At 68.5% G+C, this 17549-nt stretch carries 19 protein-coding genes and 1 other RNA gene; 6 read left to right on the forward strand and 14 right to left on the reverse strand.

The annotated features are described in order from the left end of the window. The 5 genes from VF592_RS12955 to VF592_RS12975 form a co-directional block, all read right to left on the reverse strand. Positions 1 to 366 (reverse strand): response regulator, encoded by a 366-nt coding sequence (locus VF592_RS12955; RefSeq protein ID WP_331006049.1) that lies wholly within the window; start codon positions 364 to 366, stop codon positions 1 to 3. 55 nt (positions 367 to 421) lie between these two features. Beyond that, positions 422 to 850, reverse strand: coding sequence for a chemotaxis protein CheW (locus tag VF592_RS12960; protein ID WP_331006050.1), 429 nt, complete (start codon positions 848 to 850; stop codon positions 422 to 424). Next, complete coding sequence (locus VF592_RS12965) at positions 847 to 3156, reverse strand: chemotaxis protein CheA (protein ID WP_331006051.1); 2310 nt, start codon at positions 3154 to 3156, stop codon at positions 847 to 849. The genes VF592_RS12960 and VF592_RS12965 overlap by 4 nt, the downstream gene beginning before the upstream one ends. 68 nt (positions 3157 to 3224) lie before the next feature. After that, positions 3225 to 3878 carry a histidine phosphotransferase family protein gene (locus tag VF592_RS12970; protein ID WP_331006052.1) on the reverse strand — a complete coding sequence of 218 codons (654 nt, stop codon included), beginning with the start codon at positions 3876 to 3878 and terminating at the stop codon, positions 3225 to 3227. Further along, complete coding sequence (locus VF592_RS12975; protein ID WP_331006053.1) at positions 3875 to 4333, reverse strand: M67 family metallopeptidase; 459 nt, start codon at positions 4331 to 4333, stop codon at positions 3875 to 3877. Before VF592_RS12975 ends, VF592_RS12970 begins: the two co-directional genes overlap by 4 nt. A gap of 11 nt (positions 4334 to 4344) precedes the next feature. On the opposite strand from VF592_RS12975, the gene VF592_RS12980 reads away from it, so the two are divergent. Both VF592_RS12980 and rpoH read left to right on the forward strand, forming a co-directional pair. Further along, positions 4345 to 5292, forward strand: a complete 948-nt coding sequence (locus VF592_RS12980) for an RluA family pseudouridine synthase (RefSeq protein ID WP_331006054.1) — start codon at positions 4345 to 4347, stop codon at positions 5290 to 5292. Positions 5293 to 5350: 58 nt separating this feature from the next. Then, positions 5351 to 6256: an RNA polymerase sigma factor RpoH gene (gene rpoH / locus VF592_RS12985; RefSeq protein WP_331006055.1), complete on the forward strand. Its 906-nt coding sequence runs from the start codon at positions 5351 to 5353 to the stop codon at positions 6254 to 6256. A gap of 3 nt (positions 6257 to 6259) precedes the next feature. Here rpoH and VF592_RS12990 read toward each other — a convergent pair whose 3' ends face one another. Then, positions 6260 to 8161, reverse strand: a complete 1902-nt coding sequence (locus VF592_RS12990; protein ID WP_331006056.1) for an AIPR family protein — start codon at positions 8159 to 8161, stop codon at positions 6260 to 6262. A 119-nt stretch (positions 8162 to 8280) separates the two neighbouring features. On the opposite strand from VF592_RS12990, the gene mtgA reads away from it, so the two are divergent. Beyond that, entirely contained in the window at positions 8281 to 8958 is a 678-nt protein-coding gene (mtgA, locus tag VF592_RS12995; protein WP_331006057.1) for a monofunctional biosynthetic peptidoglycan transglycosylase, read from the forward strand. Between the two features lie 133 nt (positions 8959 to 9091). Here mtgA and VF592_RS13000 read toward each other — a convergent pair whose 3' ends face one another. From VF592_RS13000 to ffs, 3 genes are all read right to left on the reverse strand, one after another. After that, entirely contained in the window at positions 9092 to 9415 is a 324-nt protein-coding gene (locus VF592_RS13000; RefSeq protein WP_331006058.1) for a YbaB/EbfC family nucleoid-associated protein, read from the reverse strand. Next, the gene (locus VF592_RS13005; protein WP_331006059.1) at positions 9412 to 11040 is read right to left on the reverse strand and encodes a DNA polymerase III subunit gamma/tau; all 1629 of its coding nucleotides are present in this window, start codon (positions 11038 to 11040) and stop codon (positions 9412 to 9414) included. The genes VF592_RS13000 and VF592_RS13005 overlap by 4 nt, the downstream gene beginning before the upstream one ends. Positions 11041 to 11192: 152 nt before the next feature. Then, positions 11193 to 11290, reverse strand: an RNA gene (gene ffs, locus VF592_RS13010) — signal recognition particle sRNA small type. 95 nt (positions 11291 to 11385) lie between these two features. On the opposite strand from ffs, the gene VF592_RS13015 reads away from it, so the two are divergent. Beyond that, the gene (locus VF592_RS13015; protein ID WP_331006060.1) at positions 11386 to 11682 is read left to right on the forward strand and encodes a CcdB family protein; all 297 of its coding nucleotides are present in this window, start codon (positions 11386 to 11388) and stop codon (positions 11680 to 11682) included. 5 nt (positions 11683 to 11687) lie between these two features. Here the strand turns inward: VF592_RS13015 and VF592_RS13020 are convergent, their stop codons facing one another. From VF592_RS13020 to VF592_RS13030, 3 genes are read right to left on the reverse strand one after another with little or no spacing between them, the layout of a single operon-like run. After that, positions 11688 to 11993: a 2Fe-2S iron-sulfur cluster-binding protein gene (locus tag VF592_RS13020; protein WP_331006061.1), complete on the reverse strand. Its 306-nt coding sequence runs from the start codon at positions 11991 to 11993 to the stop codon at positions 11688 to 11690. Next, positions 11990 to 13072 (reverse strand): cysteine desulfurase family protein, encoded by a 1083-nt coding sequence (locus VF592_RS13025; RefSeq protein ID WP_331006062.1) that lies wholly within the window; start codon positions 13070 to 13072, stop codon positions 11990 to 11992. Before VF592_RS13025 ends, VF592_RS13020 begins: the two co-directional genes overlap by 4 nt. Further along, positions 13069 to 14145 carry a cysteine desulfurase family protein gene (locus tag VF592_RS13030; RefSeq protein WP_331006063.1) on the reverse strand — a complete coding sequence of 359 codons (1077 nt, stop codon included), beginning with the start codon at positions 14143 to 14145 and terminating at the stop codon, positions 13069 to 13071. The genes VF592_RS13025 and VF592_RS13030 overlap by 4 nt, the downstream gene beginning before the upstream one ends. A 91-nt stretch (positions 14146 to 14236) precedes the next feature. Here VF592_RS13030 and VF592_RS13035 point away from each other — a divergent pair, with 91 nt between their 5' ends. Beyond that, the gene (locus VF592_RS13035; RefSeq protein WP_331006064.1) at positions 14237 to 14893 is read left to right on the forward strand and encodes an alpha/beta hydrolase; all 657 of its coding nucleotides are present in this window, start codon (positions 14237 to 14239) and stop codon (positions 14891 to 14893) included. A 94-nt stretch (positions 14894 to 14987) separates the two neighbouring features. On the opposite strand, the gene VF592_RS13040 is transcribed toward VF592_RS13035, so the two are convergent. Both VF592_RS13040 and VF592_RS13045 read right to left on the reverse strand, forming a co-directional pair. After that, positions 14988 to 15167 (reverse strand): hypothetical protein, encoded by a 180-nt coding sequence (locus VF592_RS13040; protein ID WP_331006065.1) that lies wholly within the window; start codon positions 15165 to 15167, stop codon positions 14988 to 14990. After that, complete coding sequence (locus tag VF592_RS13045) at positions 15164 to 16126, reverse strand: threonine/serine dehydratase (RefSeq protein ID WP_331006066.1); 963 nt, start codon at positions 16124 to 16126, stop codon at positions 15164 to 15166. Before VF592_RS13045 ends, VF592_RS13040 begins: the two co-directional genes overlap by 4 nt. Positions 16127 to 16262: 136 nt before the next feature. Between VF592_RS13045 and VF592_RS13050 the strand changes: the two genes are divergently transcribed. After that, positions 16263 to 17495 (forward strand): type III PLP-dependent enzyme, encoded by a 1233-nt coding sequence (locus VF592_RS13050; RefSeq protein ID WP_331006067.1) that lies wholly within the window; start codon positions 16263 to 16265, stop codon positions 17493 to 17495. Positions 17496 to 17549 lie beyond the last annotated feature (54 nt).

Consider the following 17549-nt stretch of genomic DNA (forward strand, 5'->3'; position numbering starts at 1 on the left):
TCAGGCGACGCCGACGATCTGGAGCTTGGATTCGAGGGTGTCGCGGTCGAACGGCTTCATGACATATTCGTCCGCCCCCGCTTCGATCGCGGCGCGGATATAGGCCATGCCGTTCTCGGTCGTGCAGAACACGACCTTGGGGCGGGTAGGAACGTCCGACGCCCGTAACGCGCGGAGAAAGTCCATCCCGCTCATCACCGGCATGTTCCAATCGAGGAGGATCACGTCCGGCGGCGAGGCAAGGCAGCGGTCGAGCGCCTCGCGACCGTCCGCCGCCTCGGTCACGGTGAAGTTTAGCGTTTCGAGGATGTGACGCGCAACCTTGCGGATCACCTTCGAGTCGTCGACGACGAGGCACGTCTTCATCGGGAACCTTCCACTAGTCGCCCGAAGCCTTAGCCGAGCATAGGTAACGGGCGCGTTAAGCCGCCTGCTGCAGCGTCGCCGGGATCAGTGCGGCCGGATCGATGACCAGCAACGGTTCTCCGTCGCGCTCGACCACGCCGGTTGCCGCCGCGCGCCAGCCCGGCCCAAGGGAGAGCCCGAACGACAGGGGACGCCGCTCGAAGGTGGCGACATCCTCGAGCGCATCGACCAGCACCGCGTAATGATGCCCGTCGACCGAGATGATCACCGCGCGCACGGTTCGGCCCAGCGGCGCCAGGCCGAGAGCGAGGCCCGTGTCGATCACGGTCACCACCCGGCTGCGAAGTGCGGCGAGCCCCTTTATGCAGTCTTCGGCACGAGGAACCGCGACGATCTCGCCGATGTCGACGACCGAATCGACCTGGGTCGCGGGAATGGCGACGCCGCGGCCGGCGATCCGGGCGACCAGGAACAATTCGGTCATGATGCGATCCTGGTTGTGCGTGGTGGCGAGGCGACACGCGCGGCGATGGCGGAAATCAGGCCGTCACGGTCGTAGCGGTGAATGACGCCCACGCCGTCGGCATCGGCGCGATCGGTAGTAAGCCGCACAAGGGGTGTGGCGCCCTCCCCTTCGTCTCCAAAGGTCAGCATGACGGCGGCCTGCTCTCCCCCGCGCAGGCGGGTGACGCACCGATATCCCGCCGCCTCCAGCGTCGGTTTCAGGAAGATGCCCATCCAGCCCCCCTGTTCGGCATCCAGCAGGCAGATCGGTCCCGGCGACGCCGCGCTCCCCGCTTCCGAGAATAGAGTCAGCGGGTCGATGATCTCGACCTGTTCCTCGCCGATCACCGCGACTCCGAGGTAACGGCCCCGATCGGCGGGCGCGAGATCGAGCGGCAGCTGGATGATGTCGATCGGCTCACGGATGCGGTATCCGACCTCCGTTCCGTCATCGGCCAGCCGCAATATCGTGGCGCTTTCGCCCTGAACATCGTTGGTCACGGCGTAAAGCGGGATGATATGGCCGCCGATCGCGAGCCTCAAACGGCCTGCGGTGAGCCGGATCGCATCAGCGGGGACCGTCTCGACCCGGTCGACACAGGCGAGCGCGATCGCGCGGCGGCAACCGTCCAGGTCTTCGAAAAGAAGCGCCGAGATGCCCGCCATCTCCCCTTCCTCTTGGTCCCGCGTCGTTTCGCGGTCGTCGAAGCACAGCCCTGCGGTGGTCGCGATCCCCGCCCCGTCGAGAAGCAGCATCGGCAGTCCCGAGTCGGGGAGCGTTTGACCCGCATAAAGGCCCGTCGCCATGATCGCCGGGGCCGCAGGCTTCACGACGAGTTCTTCCGTGTCGATCACCGTGTCGACCGCCAGTGCGAAGGAGCCGTCGCGGGTCGAGACGATCACGACGGTATGCAGGTCGAAGAACGATGCGGCGCGCAGGCCGAGAAGCGCGGCCAGGTCGACCAGCGGCAGCCTGACTCCGCGCACCGTGATGATCGGCGAGTCGCCGAGCAGGTCGACCCGGGCGGCGTCGCCGCGCAGCGTGACGATCTCCTCGACCGACTGGCGCGGCAGCGCGAATCGCTGATCGCCCGCGCCGACGACGATCGTGGACAGGATGGACAGGGTAAGCGGCACCTCCACGACGACCGTCAGGCCGGCGCCCGGCGCGTTGAGCAGCGACACCCGACCGCCGATCTGTTCCACATTGGCGCGGACCACGTCCATGCCGACGCCCCGGCCCGATATGTCGGACACGGTGTCGCGACTCGACAGGCCGGGCACGAACATCAGGTCGAGCCGGGCCGCGTCGTCCATGACGGCCAGCGCCTGCGGGTCGTGCAGCCCGAGCGCGCGCGCCTTGGTCACCAGGCGGGCCACGTCTATACCGGCGCCGTCGTCGCCGACCTCGATGATGATGCGGTTCCCCGACTGGCGCGCGGACACCGATAACCGGCCGGTCTCACGCTTGCCGGCGGCGCGACGGACGGATGGGGCCTCGACGCCGTGATCGATCGCGTTGCGGATGATGTGGACCAGTGGGTCCCGCATCATCTCGATCATCTCGCGGTCGAGTTCGACGTCCGATCCCTCGATATGGAGCGTCACCGCCTTGCCGAGCGAGGCCGCGGTGTCGCGGACCATGCGCGGCAGGGCGGAGAACAAGGTCTCGATCCGCTGCATCCGGGTACGTGTCACGGTGTCGCGCATCTCGGCGACGGTCGCGGACAGCCGCTCCAGCGCGGCCTCGGCCTGGGGATCGGCATCGCCGTCGCGCATCCGCCGGGCGAGTTCGTTGCGCGCCAACACCATGTCCGACATGCCGCTCATCATCCGATCGAGCAGATCGACATTGAGCCGCACGCTGCGCGTCGGCGCACGCTGCGCCGCGGGCGCCGCGCTGGGAGCGACGGGCTGGGCGTCCTCTGCCAAGGCCGCGACGAGCAGGTCCTCCGCCGAGTCGTCGAGCGCGTGGCCGGCGTCGATCGCCTCGACGATCTCGCCTATGCGGTCGACGATGGCCAGCACCGCGTTGACCAGCCGGGTATCCGGCTGGCGCTTGCCGTCGCGCACGGCCGCGAGCACGTCCTCGGCCGCATGGCTCAACCGGGCGAGACGCGGCAGGTCCAGGAAGCCGCAGCTCCCCTTGACCGTGTGAACGAAGCGGAAGATCGCGTCCAACCGCGCGCGGTCGGTCGGGTTGGCTTCCCACGCGACCACCTCGCCCGCGAGCGCTTCCAGCGTTTCGCGGGTTTCGGCGATGAATTCCTGCAGCAGCTCGTCCATGCGCTCCCCGTTTCCAGGGCCCGTCATGAACGCGTCGGGTTAAATGCAGGTTTACCTGATCGCCCGGTTCAGCCGCCCCGGATCGTCGCGCCCAGGATCATTACCCCTTCGGCGGGCTCCGACACCAGAATGGCGCCGCCGGTACGGGCGACCAGATCATGGGTGACATAGGCCGGCGCGGAGCGGGCCGTGACGCGCTCCTCCTCGCCGGGACCTTCGCCCTCGACAAGCATCCGGCGGAGCGCGGGGTCGAGAATGATCCGCTGCCCTTCCAGCTTGATCACGATCTCGGCGCCCTGCTCATTCTCCTCGGCGCCGACATCCAGGCTGCCGCCACGGACCAGCGCGTCGGCGGCGACCAGCACGAGATTGAGGAGCACCTTGGTCGCGGGTTTCGAGAGCGTGGGCTCCTCGACATACCAACCGAGCTCGAGCCGCTTGTTATCGGCGACGAGCCCGCGCACCGCCGCCTGGGTCTCGCGCGCGTCGATCGCGTCGCCGAACCCGCCGCCGGCCCCGAACGCCAGGCGAAAGAATTTGAGCTTGTTCGCCGACACCCGCGCGCTTTCCCCCAGCAGGTCCATGCACCGCTCGCGCATCGCGGGATCGGTCTCGTCGGCGAGCAGTTCCAGCCCGTTGTTGAGGGCCCCCACCGGCGACAGCAGGTCATGGCACAGCCGCGAACAGAGCAGGCTCGCGAGATCAACCGGCGTAACGCTCATCGACACATCCTTGAAACGACGAGGTTCTCTGGCGGAGGGGGGGCATCGACGCAAGTGAGCGTCACCGGGTCGAAGCGCCCGTGACGCACGCCGTCGGCCACCGCGCGCCACAGCCGTGCCTCCGCCGCCCCGACGATCAGCCAGAGCCAGCCGTTCGGCGCCGCGTCGGTCGCGTCGCGCGCCGAAGGATCGGTGCCGCCCGAGGGGTGCGAATGATAGCAGCCGACGATCCCCGGCCCGCCCGCGCGCGCCCGGCGATGCGTGGCCAGGAGCGTTGCGGGGTCGACTTCGAAGGTTGAACGAGGGTCGGCCGCGACGTTGCGCCCCGGCTCGCGGCCGGTGATCCGGTCGGACGTTCCGAGCAGCAGCCCGCATATCTCCAATCCAGGCGACGCGTGCGCTTCGGCCTCGATCGCGGCGAGCAGCGCCGTTGATATCCGCGCGATCGACCTCATATTCCACCCTCATGGACCGGGGGGTTGCCATCATGGAGGCGCGCATCGGCGCGCAAGGAGCGGGCGTACGGCTCGACCGGGCGCTGGCCGATGCCATACCCTCGCTGTCGCGCGAGCGACTCAAGGCGCTGATTTTGGAGGGCGCGGTGAGCCGGCGCGGGGCGCGCGTCTCCGATGCGTCGAGCAAGGTTCGCGAGGGGGACGAGTTCACCGTGGCGGTGCCCGGCGCCGTTCCCGCGACCGCGGCGGCGCAGGACATCCCGCTGGTCGTCGTCCATGAGGACGAGCATCTGATCGTGGTCGACAAGCCCGCCGGTCTCGTCGTCCATCCGGCAGCGGGCAATCTCGACGGCACGCTCGTCAACGCGCTGCTCCACCACTGTGCCGGGCAATTGTCGGGGATCGGCGGGGTTGCGCGGCCCGGCATCGTCCACCGCATCGACAAGGACACGTCGGGGCTGATGGTCGCGGCCAAGACCGACCGTGCGCATGAGGGGCTGGCGCGGCAGTTCGCGGCGCACAGCATCGACCGACGCTATCGCGCGATCGTCTGGGGCATCCCACGCCCGGCGGAAGGGACCATCGACGCGCCGCTCGCGCGCTCGACGACCAACCGCAAGAAGATCGCGGTCGTCCGGGGCGGCAAGCGCGCGGTCACCCATTATCGCACGCTGCAACGGCTGCGCGATGCGGCTTTGGTCGAATGTCGGCTCGAAACGGGTCGCACGCACCAGGTTCGCGTACATTTCGCGTCGATAGGACATGCATTGCTCGGCGACCTCGTTTATGGACGATCCAAAGGTGCTACAGGGACGGTCACGGAGCAACTTGGGTTTCGACGACAGGCACTGCACGCTGCTTTTCTGGGGTTCGAACATCCCGTGACAAGCGCCACTATGGGCTGGGAAAGCAGCTGGCCCGATGACATGCAGGAACTGTTCAGCCACCTTCACGTATAGATTAACGATCGCCGCGCAGGGTATGCGCGACGTTCCTCCAGAGGCGGGAGATAGGATCATGGCAGCACGAAGCAACGTACCGGCGACGATTCCGGCGCTGGGCGGTGAACAGAGCCTCAACCGCTATCTGGCCGAGATCAAGAAATTCCCGATCCTGCAACCCGAGCAGGAATATATGCTCGCCAAGCGCTTCTCGGAGCATGGCGATACCGATGCGGCGGCGCAGCTCGTCACCTCGCACCTGCGGCTCGTGGCCAAGATCGCGATGGGCTATCGCGGCTATGGCCTGCCCACGTCCGAGCTCATCTCGGAGGGCAATATCGGTTTGATGCAGGGCGTGAAGAAGTTCGAACCCGATCGCGGGTTCCGCCTGGCGACCTATGCCATGTGGTGGATCCGTGCCTCGATCCAGGAATATATCCTGCGCTCCTGGTCACTGGTGAAGATGGGCACCACGGCGGCGCAGAAGAAGCTGTTCTTCAACCTGCGCCGGATGAAGTCCAAGCTCGACGCGTTCGAGGACGGCGACCTGCGTCCCGAGGACGTGACCAAGATCGCGACCGATCTGGGCGTGAGCGAGGGCGACGTGGTGTCGATGAACCGCCGCATGGCGATGGGGGGCGACACGTCTCTCAACGTCTCGATGCGCGAGGACGGCGAGGGCCAGTGGCAGGATTGGCTGCAGGACGACGCACCGCTTCAGGACAAGGTCGTCGCCGACGCGCAGGAGGCCGATGTCCGCCACGACATGCTCGTCGACGCGATGAGCGACCTGAACGACCGCGAGAAGCATATCCTGACCGAGCGCCGCCTGACCGATGACCCCAAGACGCTGGAGGAACTGAGCCAGGTCTACGGCGTCAGCCGCGAACGCGTCCGCCAGATCGAGGTGCGCGCGTTCGAGAAGCTGCAAAAGGCGATGATGCGGCTGGCGGGCGAGAAGCGGATGCTGTCGCTGGCCTGATCCTCAGACCGCCACCTGCTGGATGAGCGCGCGCGGCGTCGGGGCGGCGCTGCCCGGCGACCCGCGCCCCATCAGCGACTTGGCCATGGCCAGGGCACTGCGCAGGCGCGGCGTGTCGAGTTCGGACCGACCGAATTTTTCCCACTTCAGAAAGCCGTTGAGATCGGTGTTGAAGGTTCCCGAATAGGCGGGTTCCTTGAACACCGAATCGTCCGACGATTGCGTCATATAGCCGTCGATCACCTCGACCGCCTGGTCGAGCAGCGCCGCGCGTGCTTCCGGGTTGCCGAAGGTCTTGATCATCGCCGCCGACAGGTCGCGCAACGACGGGTTCTTGCCCGTGCGCGTCAGCACGTCGCGCAGCAGGTCCACCGCGACCATGTAGAAGAGGAAGCGGGTCTGGCGGCGCGAAGTCTGCGCCCCGCGTCCGAATTTTAACTCGTCCGCTCCGGCCTGGAGGAGGTAGGCGGCATAGAGATCGTCCGCGCCGAAGGGTTCGCCCGTGGATTCGTCGACATCGTTGACGATGCGCTTGAAGATCGCGCCTTCGGGCAGGAAGGGCGGATTTTTCCCGAACGCATTGCCCGCCTCGTTGAGCCAGCCCGCGCCGAATGCCTTGATCAGATCGGCGGCGTTCGCAGTCCGGGAATATTGGCGGGTCGACGGGTTGCTGTACTGGAGCGCCTTTTGCGAGTCCCAGCCGCCGCGCTGGATTTCGAGATACAGGCCATAGCGCTCGCTGAGCTGTTGCTGCCACGCGTGGAAGTCGCTCGTGAGCGCCAGGAAGTCCTTCTCGCGAACGGCGTTCTGACTGTTGGTGTAGCGAGTGATGGCCTGGAGGAGCGCCTCGCCGGCGGTTCCCACCTTCACCACCTTGACGACCACCACGGCGCTGGCCGCGCGCTGCTTCCATTCTTCCATCTCCGGGTCGACTCCCGTGCCCCCGGCCGCGTAACGGCGCTGGAACACCTCCCAGATCGTCCGAGAAGTCTGGCAGCCGTTGACGACGTAAGGATCGGTGAGCTGGAACGCGCCGTCCGCGTCGGCATAATCGGACACGACCAGGGTGATGCCGTTATTGTACAGGCCGAAACGCTCGGGCGCGTCACGCAGCGTGGTCTGCATCCCGCGGTTGACCTTGCCGCGCCCGCCCAGGAAGCGGCGGACGTTCTTCTCGTAAATCTGGTCGAGGTCACTGGTCTTGTCGCGATAGCGCTTCAGGAAATCGTACAGCGAAACGAGCGGCACCGAACCGACGAGCAGCCCATTGCCCGCATCGACCAGATTGCCTTCCAGCGGCAAGCGGAGCCGGGCCGTCGCCGACGCCTCGTCCTGCAACCGTTTGTGGATGGTCTCGATCGACAGCGCCTCGACGTCGAAGATCGGGCCCAGCCGCTCGCGTCCGATCTTGCGGAGGTCGTCGAGCGCCAGACGCTCGTTCTCGTTCAGCGGTCGCTCCGTCGCGAACACCAGCACCAGCCGGTCTGAGGGTCCGGCCGCGTTGCGGAAGTTGTTCAGGCGTTCGAGCAATCCTTCCGCGAGCGAGTTGAGGCGGGGGCGGCGCCCGTCCAACGTCTCGATCACCTTCTGGCCTTCGGCCATCAGCGTGCCGCTGCCCGCGAAGGCGGAGCCGTATTTGCTCTGCACCAGGTACCAGGCGTCGCCCGACTCCTCGGGGGCGTCGCTCGACGCGTCCATGCCGACATCGAGCACCGCGACGTCGATGCCGCCGTCCCCCGACCCGTCGCAATAGACGAAGTCGGCGGTCGCCTCCGACGCGTCGATCCACTGGCTCACCAGCTTGAGCGCGAAACGTCGGCCCAGTTCCACGGTGCTCGGCGAGCCCGACTGGACGCTTTCCAGCCACGACGTCCGAAAGGACTCGAAATCCACCGTCTCGCTCATTCGTCGTCCTTCACCGCACCGCGACCGCAGGCTAGCGAAGCCGTGGCGAGGGACACGCCCGACCTGATCCGGAACGGATGTTTCATTGAATTGCCGGCGGGGCGTCTTAGGGAAGATCGATGTTCTCGGTCCTTCGCCTCGTCGTCAAAGCCGCGCTCTGGTTCGTCGCGCTGTCGCTTCTATGGGTACTCGCCTATCGCTTCGTGCCGGTGCCGTTCACCGCGACGATGGCGGGCGACCTGTTCGCGGGCCGGAGCGTCGTCAAGGATTGGACCCCGATCGACCGGATCGACCCCGACATAGCGCGGGCCGCGATCGCAGGCGAGGATTCGCGCTTCTGCCTCCATAACGGCTTCGACTTCCGCGCAATCGCCGGGGCGGCGGCGGCCAATGTCCGGGGCGGGCGCATCCGCGGCGGGTCGACGATCAGCCAGCAGACCGCCAAGAACGCGTTCCTGTGGCAGGGCGGCGGCTATGTCCGCAAGGCGTTCGAGGCTTGGTTCACCGTGCTGATCGAGGCGCTGTGGCCCAAGCGCCGGATCATGGAGGTGTACCTCAACATCGCCGAGACCGGGATCGGCACCTATGGCGCTGAGGCGGGTGCGCGGCGTTACTTCCGGCATTCGGCCGCGACCCTGTCGCCGACCGAGGCGGGGCGGATCGCCGCGGTGCTGCCGCTGCCCAAGAAGCGCGCTGCGATCGCGCCGGGCGGGTTCACCCGGCGGCACGGCGACCGGCTGGCCCGACAGGTGGGCGTGGTCCGGCGCGACGGGCTGGACCGGTGCCTTCGGGAGTAGCCACTCCCTTCGCCGTCATGACGATCGGCCGGCGTGAGCGCGCCGCGGCAAAGCCGCGTCTTCGGTCGTCGGCAGGCGACGCCGGCCGGGCTTGCGCGAGTCCCGCGCCGAGGCACCGCGGGCCGTGCTGCGCCTAAAATGGCAGCTTGAACCCCGGCGGGAGCGGGATGCCCGCGCTCATCTTGCTCATCTCCTCGCCCGATTTCGCATCAGCCTTGGCGCGGGCGTCGTTGAAAGCGGCGACGACCAGATCCTCCAGCATCTGCTTTTCCGAAGGCTGGAGCAATGACGGGTCGATGTCGATCGCGATGATCCGGCCCTTGGCCGAGGCGCGGACCTTGACCAGCCCGCCGCCGGACTGACCCTCGACCTCGATCGTGTCGAGATTCTCCTGCGCCTTGGTCAGTTCGGCCTGGACGTTCTGCGCCATGGCCATGATCTCGTCGAGATTGTTCACATCTTGCTCCTGCTGTTCGTCCATTCGACCAGTTCGGCCTCGGGAAATGCGTCGAACGCCGCCTTGACGAGGGGGCTGTCGAGTACCGCCTGGCGCTCCGCTTCTTCGCGTGCCTTGGCCTGTTCGCGCAAGGTAGGCGCTCCCGACGCGTCTTCCACCAGCACGCGCCAATTCTGGTCGGTGATGCGGCGAAGCGCCTCGGCCAGCTCCTTGGCGAGATCGGGCGGAAGCGGGCGGGCGTTGCTCAGCACCAGTTCGGGCGGAGCGTAGCGGACCACGCTGGCGCTGTGCGTCAGCCGGGCGGCGAGCGCGTGCTGCCCCCCCGCCTCAAGGGTCGCGACCAGCCCGGCAAAATCAGCCGGCGACGGGCTGACGGGCGCTGCGGTCGACAAACTCGGAGCGGCTTCGATTTTCTCGGCAGGCGGCTCCGGTGCCGCGGTCATCCGGCGCGCGAGCTCGCCCGGATCGGGGAGCGTCGAGGCGTGGATGACGCGGAGCAGCGCCATCTCCGCCGCCTCGATCGGCAGGATCGCGCGCGCGACCTCGTCGTGACCCTTCAGCATGAGCTGCCACAGGCGATGAAGCGCAGGAAAGGACAGTCGCGCCGCCCAGTCGGCATAGGCCGCAGCCTCCTCGGCCGGCTGGGCGAGATCGGGCGCGGCGCCGACCTTGGCAAGGGTCACGCCGTGGACGGTCTCCAGCAGCGAGCGGAGCACGCCTTGCGGATCGACGCCCAGATCATATTGGCGGCGGAGCAGCGCGAGCGCGCCGGGGCCGTCGCCGCCGAGCACCAGTCCGAGCAGGTCCCGCACCGCGCCCCGGTCCGACAGGCCCAGCATCTCGCGCACCGCGTCGGCGGTGACGATGCTGCCCTCCAGATCGGCATGGGCGATCGCCTGGTCCAGGATCGACAGCCCGTCGCGCGCCGAGCCTTCCGCCGCGCGGGCGATCAGCGCGAGCGCCTCTGCATCGGCCTCCACCCCTTCGTGGCGGCAGACTTCGGCGAAGTGCGCCGCCAGCAGTTCGGCCGAGATGCGGCGCAGGTCGAAGCGCTGGCAGCGCGACAGGACGGTGATCGGAACCTTGTTCACCTCGGTCGTGGCGAACAGGAACTTGACGTGCGCGGGCGGCTCCTCGAGCGTTTTCAGCAGCGCGTTGAAGGCGTTCTTGGACAGCATGTGGACCTCGTCCACGATGTAGATCTTGTAGCGCGCGGTCACCGCCGCATAGCGCGACGCCTCGATGATCTCGCGCACGTCGTCGACGCCGGTGTGCGAGGCGGCGTCCATCTCGATCACATCGATATGGCGCCCCTCGGCGATCGCGCGGCAGGGCTCGCAGCTGCCGCAAGGGTCGATGGTGGGACCGCCCTGCCCGTCCGGGCCGACGCAGTTGAGCGCCTTGGCGATCAGCCGGGCGGTGGAGGTCTTCCCCACCCCGCGCACCCCCGTCATCAGGAACGCATGGGCGAGCCGGCCGCGCTTGATCGCGTTGCCCAGCGTGCGCACCATCGCGTCCTGGCCGATCAGCTCGGAAAAGGTCTGCGGGCGATATTTGCGCGCGAGCACGCGATAGGGGGAGGTGGCGGGCTGGGCAGGCTCACCGAGGTCGAGGGAGTCGGACATTCGGACGGGATGTAGAGCGAAGTCGGCAGGGATGTAAGCGGCAGCTGGGGTGCTACGCCCCGCGCCGCGTCGAAGCCGCGTCGTCGAACGGGGCTTTGCCCCGTCGGCCGCGCTGGGGCGAGTCTTGCGCCGGCATGGCGCAACCCGCCCTGCGCGGTGGGAGCCGGAACGACCCGCGGCGAAATCGTTGCGGCTGCTTCCTTCCGGACCTGACCGGGTTGGCGACGACCACGTCCGCCCGACTCCCGGGGGCGATATGACCGGCGGTCCGCGAAAAGGCAAGATCGGGGTTGATAGGCGTCTCGACGCACATAAATCATGCATAGGATTGATGGAGGGTGGAACATGGCGACCGCCGCGAAACGGGGCGGAACCGGCGAATCCGCAGGCGTTCAAGCGCGCAGGCCCACCAACGTCTACCTGCCGACGCGCTTCGTGCTACCTTTATCGCCTCGCTACGAAGCGCCGAAGCCGATCGCTCGCCTGAACCCGATATTCGAGAGCGAGGCCGGGTCTTACATGCTGGCGCCGCAGTTAGCATCGGCGGTCCCGCTAAGCGAGTTAGGCGAGCAGGTCTGCGATCTGCGAAGCGAGCATATCGCGATCGTCGGTGCCCTGGACATGCTGCTCAGCGGCTTTTGACCCCCTCAGGGCACACGCACGCTCATCCCGTCGAGCGCGGCCGTCAGCCTGATCTGACACGCCAGCCGACTCGTTCGCGTGGCGTGGTACGCCAGGTCGAGCAGTTCCTCCTCTTCCTCGGTCGCGGGCCGGAGGCGCGCGAAATCGGCGGGGTCGACGATCACGTGGCAGGTCGCGCAGGCCATGTCGCCGTCGCAGGTGCCCTCGAGCGGCTGACCGTCCGCCTGCGCCACGTCGAGCAGCCGTGCGCCCGCGATGCCCGAGGCCTCGCGGACCGAGCCGTCTCGCGCGACGAAACGGACGCGGATCATGCGACGACCTGCTGCGACCAGGTGGCTGTCTCGATGCGCCCGATCGCGGCGGTCAGCTCGTCTTGGGTCGTATAGCGACCGAAGCCGAGGCGCAGGCTCGACCGTGCCTCGGCGTCCGACAAGCCGATCGCGCGGAGCACGTGACTGGGGCGACCCGATCCGCTGGCGCAGGCCGATCCGGCCGAGAAGGACAGGTCGCGCAGGTCGGACATGAGACGTGCCACGTCGAGACCGGGGCGACGGATGTTGAGATTGCCGGGATAGCGATGCTCGACCGATCCGTTGACCGTCCAGTCGGCGCCGAGCCGCGAGCTCGCCAAGTCGAACAGACCCTGGGCGTGCAGAGTATCGATGTCGTGCCGCCCGGCCGCAAGCCGCGCCGCCGCCCCGAAGCCCGCGCATAAGGCCGGGCTGAGCGTGCCCGAGCGGCCGGGTTCCTCCTGCCCGCCGCCATGGAGCAGCGGGGCGAGCGTGACCCCGTTCCCGATCCAGAGCGCCCCGACGCCTTTGGGACCGTGGACCTTGTGCGCGGAGATCGCGACCAGGTCGCACCCGTCGGGGATCGGCACCCGTCCATAGCCCTGGACCGCGTCGCACAGGAACAAGGCGCCGGCATCATGCGCGAGCTTCACGAGTTCGGCGACGGGCTGGATCGCCCCGATCTCGTTGTTGACGAGCATCGCCGCAACCAGGCCGGTGCCGGGGCGGATCGCCGCCGCCGCCCGGGCCAAATCGACCAGCCCGTCCGCCCCGACGGGCAGGATCGTCACCGACCGCCCGGTCGCGGCGACGGTGTCGAGCACGGCGGCGTGCTCGGTCGCGAGCGTGACGATAGGGCCGGTCGTGCCCTTGATCGCCCAGTTGAGCGCCTCGGTCGCGCCGCTCGTGAAGGCGAGCCTGCCGCCGGGTGGAAGCAACGCCGCGACCTGGTCGCGCGCGACCTCGACGGCGGCACGGGCGCGGCGGCCCTCGCGATGGGCCGAATGCGGGTTCGCATACTGGTCGCGCAGCCAGGGGAGTATCGCCTCCAGCGCTTCCGGCGCGAGCGGGGTCGTCGCCTGATAGTCGAGATAGGTCATGCCGCGATCCGCCGCGCCGCGCGGGCGATGTCGCGCCAGACCGCGATGGCGGCATCGACCTCGTCATCGGTCGTGTCGCGGCCGAAGCTGATGCGCACCACCTCGCGCCCCACCTGCTCGGGCCAACCCATCGCGCCGAGGACGTGGCTGGGCTTCATGCTCCCGCTCGAACAGGCGCTTCCCGCCGATACTGCGATACCCGCCAGGTCGAAACGGATGAGCTGCGCCGCGCTCGCGACGCCGGGCATCCGGTAGCTGCCGATCGCGGGGTGGCGCGGCGAGCCTCCGGCCACGATCTCCCCACCCGACCGGCGGATCGCGTCGTCGAGCCGTTCGCGCATCCCCGCCCAGCGCGCGACCGGCTCGGGCTCGGCGAGCGCGGCGGCGTAGCCGAGCGCGCCGGGAAGATTCTCGGTTCCGGCGCGGTAGCCGAACTCCTGCCCGCCGCTCGGCGACAGCAGCCCCAGGTCGCGGACGAGCAGGGCGCCAATGCCGGGCGGGCCGCCGCGCTTGTGAGCGGACAGCGCGACGAAATCGGCGTGGTCGGCCACTTCCGGGGCGACGCCCGCCGGCATCTGCGCGGCGTCGACCAGCAGCAGCTGGCCGGCGGCATGAACCTGGTCGGCGATCGCGGCGATCGGCTGGCGGACCCCGGTCTCGCTGTTCGCCCATTGCACCGCGACCAGCGCGCGGCCGGGCTCGGCGAGCATGTCGGCCAGCCCGTCACGAGCGAGTTCGCCCGATTGGCCGACCGGCAGCACCTGCGCCTGCCCTGCGCCGCGGAACACGGCGTCGTGCTCCACCGCGCTGATCACGACGCGATCGGCGACCGATCGGCCGAGCGCGATGGCCAGCGACTCGCTCGCGCCGCTGGTGAACAGGGTCGCCCCACGCCAGCCATAGGCGCCTGCTACCGAAGCGCGCGCATCCTCCAGCGCGCGCCGGGCCGCCCTGCCCTCGGCGTGCGGCGAACTGGGATTGGCCCAGCGCGTCAGGCCCTCGGCGACGGCGCGGATCGCGTCGGGGCGCGTGGGCGTGGTCGCCGCGTGATCGAGATAGAGGCGGATGGGCAAGCCTGTGGTTCCAAAATGCCGGGCGGCGACTATATAGCGCACCAGTCGCGGCGGTTCACCCGCCCCTTTCCGATATAGTCAGGTTTCCGCCATGCCCGAAGTCATCTTTCCCGGTCCCGAAGGCCGCCTGGAAGGGCGTTTCGCCCCCGCCCCCCGCCCGCGCGCGCCCGTCGCGATGATCCTTCACCCGCATCCCTCATCCGGGGGGACGATGAACAACCGCATCGTCCAGGAACTGTACAAGACCTTCCAGCGACGCGGCTTCGCGACCCTGCGGTTCAACTTCCGAGGCGTAGGCAAGAGCCAGGGCGTGTTCGACAATGGCGTGGGCGAGCTGTCCGACGCCGCCTCCGCGCTCGATTGGGTGCAGAGCTTCCATCCCGAGGCGCAAACGACCTGGGTGGCGGGATTCGGCTTCGGCGCGTGGATCGGGATGCAGCTGTTGATGCGCCGCCCGGAGATCCGCGGCTTCATCTCGATCGCGCCGCCCGCCAACATGTTCGATTTCACCTTCCTCGCGCCCTGCCCCGCATCGGGCATCATCATCCAGGGCGAGGCGGACGAGGTGGTCACGTCGGGGCCGGTGCAGAAGCTCGTCGACAAGCTGCGCACCCAGCGGCACATCACGATCCATCACGACACCATCCCCAAGGCGAACCATTTCTTCGAGCAGGAGATGCCGCAGTTGATGGGGAGCGTGGACAAATATCTGGACATGAGGCTGGCGCCGGACAGCCCGATCCGCTGAGTGTCGCACGACACCTGAGCTCGGCGCGAGCGGCCGGCGGTGCTCTCAAGCACCGTCCGACGGCATGGGCTTCGCCCATGCCCGCCCGCGCCGCTCAAAGCGTCCAGATAAGCACGTTGGCGAACAGCACGCCCGCCATCACCAGCATCAATACGCCCTTGCGCACGTCGCGGCGCTTGGCGACCAGCACCCCGCCGCCGATCAGGCACGCGAAGCAGCCCAGCATGGCGATGGCGGGCGCGGCCGCGCCGATGCCGGTAAGGGCGTCGGTCATCCCGCCAGCACCCGCGCATAGGCAGCCGGGTCGACATTGCCGCCCGACAGCAGCACCAGCATCCCCGGCTCGGGCGCTACCCGCCCCGCGAGCAGCGCCGCGAGCGCGACGGCGCCGCCCGGCTCGATCACCAGCCGCAGCCGTTCCGCCGCCCAGCGTTGCGCGGCGGCGGTCTCACTCTCCGACACCGCCACCCCTTGCGCGTCGCGGCGCGAGAGCACGTCGAAGGTCAGCGCTGAGACGCGCTGCGTCTGGAGCGAATCGCAGGCGGTGGGCGGAGGATTGGGGTCGACCGGCTCGATCCAGCTCGCCTCGAGCGAGCGGCGCATGTCGTCCCAACCCTCCGGCTCGACCACGGTGATCCGCGCGTCGGGCAAGGCGAGCGCCAGCCCGGCCGCGAGCCCGCCCCCGCCGCAGGGCACGACGACCAGCGTGGGAGCCGGCAGCCCGGCGCGCGCCATCTGCGCCGCCGCCTCGATCCCGGCCGATCCCTGGCCCTCGATGATCCAGGGATCGTCGAAGCTCGGCACCAGCGTGGCCCCCCGCGCCTCCGCCAGTCGCGCCGCGATCTGCTCGCGGCTCTCGGTAGCGCGGTCGTAGCCCACCACTTCCGCCCCGAGCGCGAGCGTCGCGTCGCGCTTCACCGGGGGCGCGTCGTGGGGCATGACGATGGTCGCCGCGATGCCCAGCTTGCGCGCGGCCCAGGCGATCCCTTGCGCATGATTGCCCGACGAAAAGGCGACGACCCCCCGCCCCCGCGCGGCATCGTCGAGCGCGGTCAGGCGGTGCCACGCCCCGCGTATCTTGAACGCGCCGATCGGCTGGAGCGATTCGGCCTTGAACGCCACGGTCACGCCCTTGAGGTCGCACGTGAAAAGCGGTGTCGCGGGTAGGATCGCCGCGAGCTTGGCGGCGGCGTCGCGCACCCCGGCGCGGGTCGGTTGTCGCAAAAACGTCACTATCCGGCTTTCTCGTATAATCGCCACTTTACATGGGGGGTCACCCACCATAGATCGCGCCTCGCTGCCCCATGGGACTTCCAACCGCAAGGCAGCTTCTCACCGTATGCCGCAAGGCAATTGGAGGTCCCTTGATTTGCACAAGCATCATAGCGCGCTGGGGTTAGCGACGACCCATTCGACCGCCGTTTCCGCTCACCGGGACGGTATCGACATCGCCAAGCGCCAGCCGGTCCAGCCGGTCACGCTTGTCCGTCCGCATGCCGCCGCTCGCGCGGCCCGGTTCTTCGTGGAGAGGTTTCCGGGACGCTCGATCTACGCGGTCAAGGCGAACCCGTCTCCCGATCTGCTCCGCATCCTGTGGGATAGCGGCGTGACGCATTACGACGTCGCCTCGATCGTCGAGGTGCGGCTGGTGCGACGCACGCTGCCGGGCGCGACCCTGTGCTTCATGCACCCGGTCAAGGCCGAGGAGGTGATCGGGGAAGCGTATCACCAGCACGGCGTCCGCACCTTCTCGCTCGATTCGGTCGAGGAGCTCGACAAGATCGTCCGGGCCACGAACGGCGCCGACGACCTGACGCTGTGCGTCCGGTTACAGGTGTCGTCTGACTATTCGAAGCTGAGCCTGGGGGCGAAGTTCGGAGCGTCGGGCGCCGAGGTCCGCCCGTTGCTGATGGCAACGCGGCAGGCGGCGGACGCGCTGGGCATCTGCTTCCATGTCGGCAGCCAGGCCATGACGCCCGACGCGTACAGCTTCGCGATGGAGCGGGTGCGCGCGGCGATCGTCGATGCGGGCGTCACGGTCGATGTCGTCGATGTGGGCGGAGGTTTCCCCTCCTCCTATCCCGGCATGGAGCCGCCGCCGCTCCAGCGCTATTTCGACACGATCCACCGCGCGTTCGAGAGCCTGCCCATCTCCTATTCGGCCGAACTCTGGGCCGAGCCGGGTCGCGCGCTGTGCGCCGAATACAGCTCGATCGTGGTGCGCGTGGAGCGTCGTCGCGGGACCGAGCTGTACATCAACGACGGCGCTTATGGCGCGCTGTTCGACGCGGCGCATCTGGGCTGGCGGTTTCCCGTCACCCTGCTGCGCGAGCCGGACAGCCGGGCCAAGGACCTGGCGTTCAGCTTCTACGGGCCGACCTGCGACGATCTCGACCGGATGGCGGGCCCGTTCCTGCTGCCGGCCGATGTCCAGGCCGGCGACTATATCGAGGTCGGGATGCTCGGCGCGTACGGCGCGGCGATGCGGACCGCCTTTAACGGCTTCGGATCGGACGAGACGGTGACCGTCGCGGACGAACCGATGGTGTCGATGTACGATGACGAGCTGCCCCGCGTGGCGAGCAACGTCGTCAAGCTGTAACGGCCCGCGCCTAATCCCCGTCGTCCCGGCAAGCGCCCGGACGACGGGCTGGGT

The organism is Sphingomonas sp., from assembly GCF_036388435.1.
Taxonomy (GTDB): Bacteria; Pseudomonadota; Alphaproteobacteria; order Sphingomonadales; family Sphingomonadaceae; genus Sphingomonas.

Bases quoted from the DNA above. Each gene is read 5' to 3' on its own strand.
- VF592_RS12955 (WP_331006049.1), bottom strand. From the start codon at position 366: ATGAAGACGTGCCTCGTCGTCGACGACTCGAAGGTGATCCGCAAGGTT.
- VF592_RS12960 (WP_331006050.1), bottom strand. From the start codon at position 850: ATGACCGAATTGTTCCTGGTCGCCCGGATCGCCGGCCGCGGCGTCGCC.
- VF592_RS12965 (WP_331006051.1), bottom strand. From the start codon at position 3,156: ATGGACGAGCTGCTGCAGGAATTCATCGCCGAAACCCGCGAAACGCTG.
- VF592_RS12970 (WP_331006052.1), bottom strand. From the start codon at position 3,878: ATGAGCGTTACGCCGGTTGATCTCGCGAGCCTGCTCTGTTCGCGGCTG.
- VF592_RS12975 (WP_331006053.1), bottom strand. From the start codon at position 4,333: ATGAGGTCGATCGCGCGGATATCAACGGCGCTGCTCGCCGCGATCGAG.
- VF592_RS12980 (WP_331006054.1), top strand. From the start codon at position 4,345: ATGGACCGGGGGGTTGCCATCATGGAGGCGCGCATCGGCGCGCAAGGA.
- rpoH (WP_331006055.1), top strand. From the start codon at position 5,351: ATGGCAGCACGAAGCAACGTACCGGCGACGATTCCGGCGCTGGGCGGT.
- VF592_RS12990 (WP_331006056.1), bottom strand. From the start codon at position 8,161: ATGAGCGAGACGGTGGATTTCGAGTCCTTTCGGACGTCGTGGCTGGAA.
- mtgA (WP_331006057.1), top strand. From the start codon at position 8,281: ATGTTCTCGGTCCTTCGCCTCGTCGTCAAAGCCGCGCTCTGGTTCGTC.
- VF592_RS13005 (WP_331006059.1), bottom strand. From the start codon at position 11,040: ATGTCCGACTCCCTCGACCTCGGTGAGCCTGCCCAGCCCGCCACCTCC.
- VF592_RS13015 (WP_331006060.1), top strand. From the start codon at position 11,386: ATGGCGACCGCCGCGAAACGGGGCGGAACCGGCGAATCCGCAGGCGTT.
- VF592_RS13020 (WP_331006061.1), bottom strand. From the start codon at position 11,993: ATGATCCGCGTCCGTTTCGTCGCGCGAGACGGCTCGGTCCGCGAGGCC.
- VF592_RS13025 (WP_331006062.1), bottom strand. From the start codon at position 13,072: ATGACCTATCTCGACTATCAGGCGACGACCCCGCTCGCGCCGGAAGCG.
- VF592_RS13035 (WP_331006064.1), top strand. From the start codon at position 14,237: ATGCCCGAAGTCATCTTTCCCGGTCCCGAAGGCCGCCTGGAAGGGCGT.
- VF592_RS13040 (WP_331006065.1), bottom strand. From the start codon at position 15,167: ATGACCGACGCCCTTACCGGCATCGGCGCGGCCGCGCCCGCCATCGCC.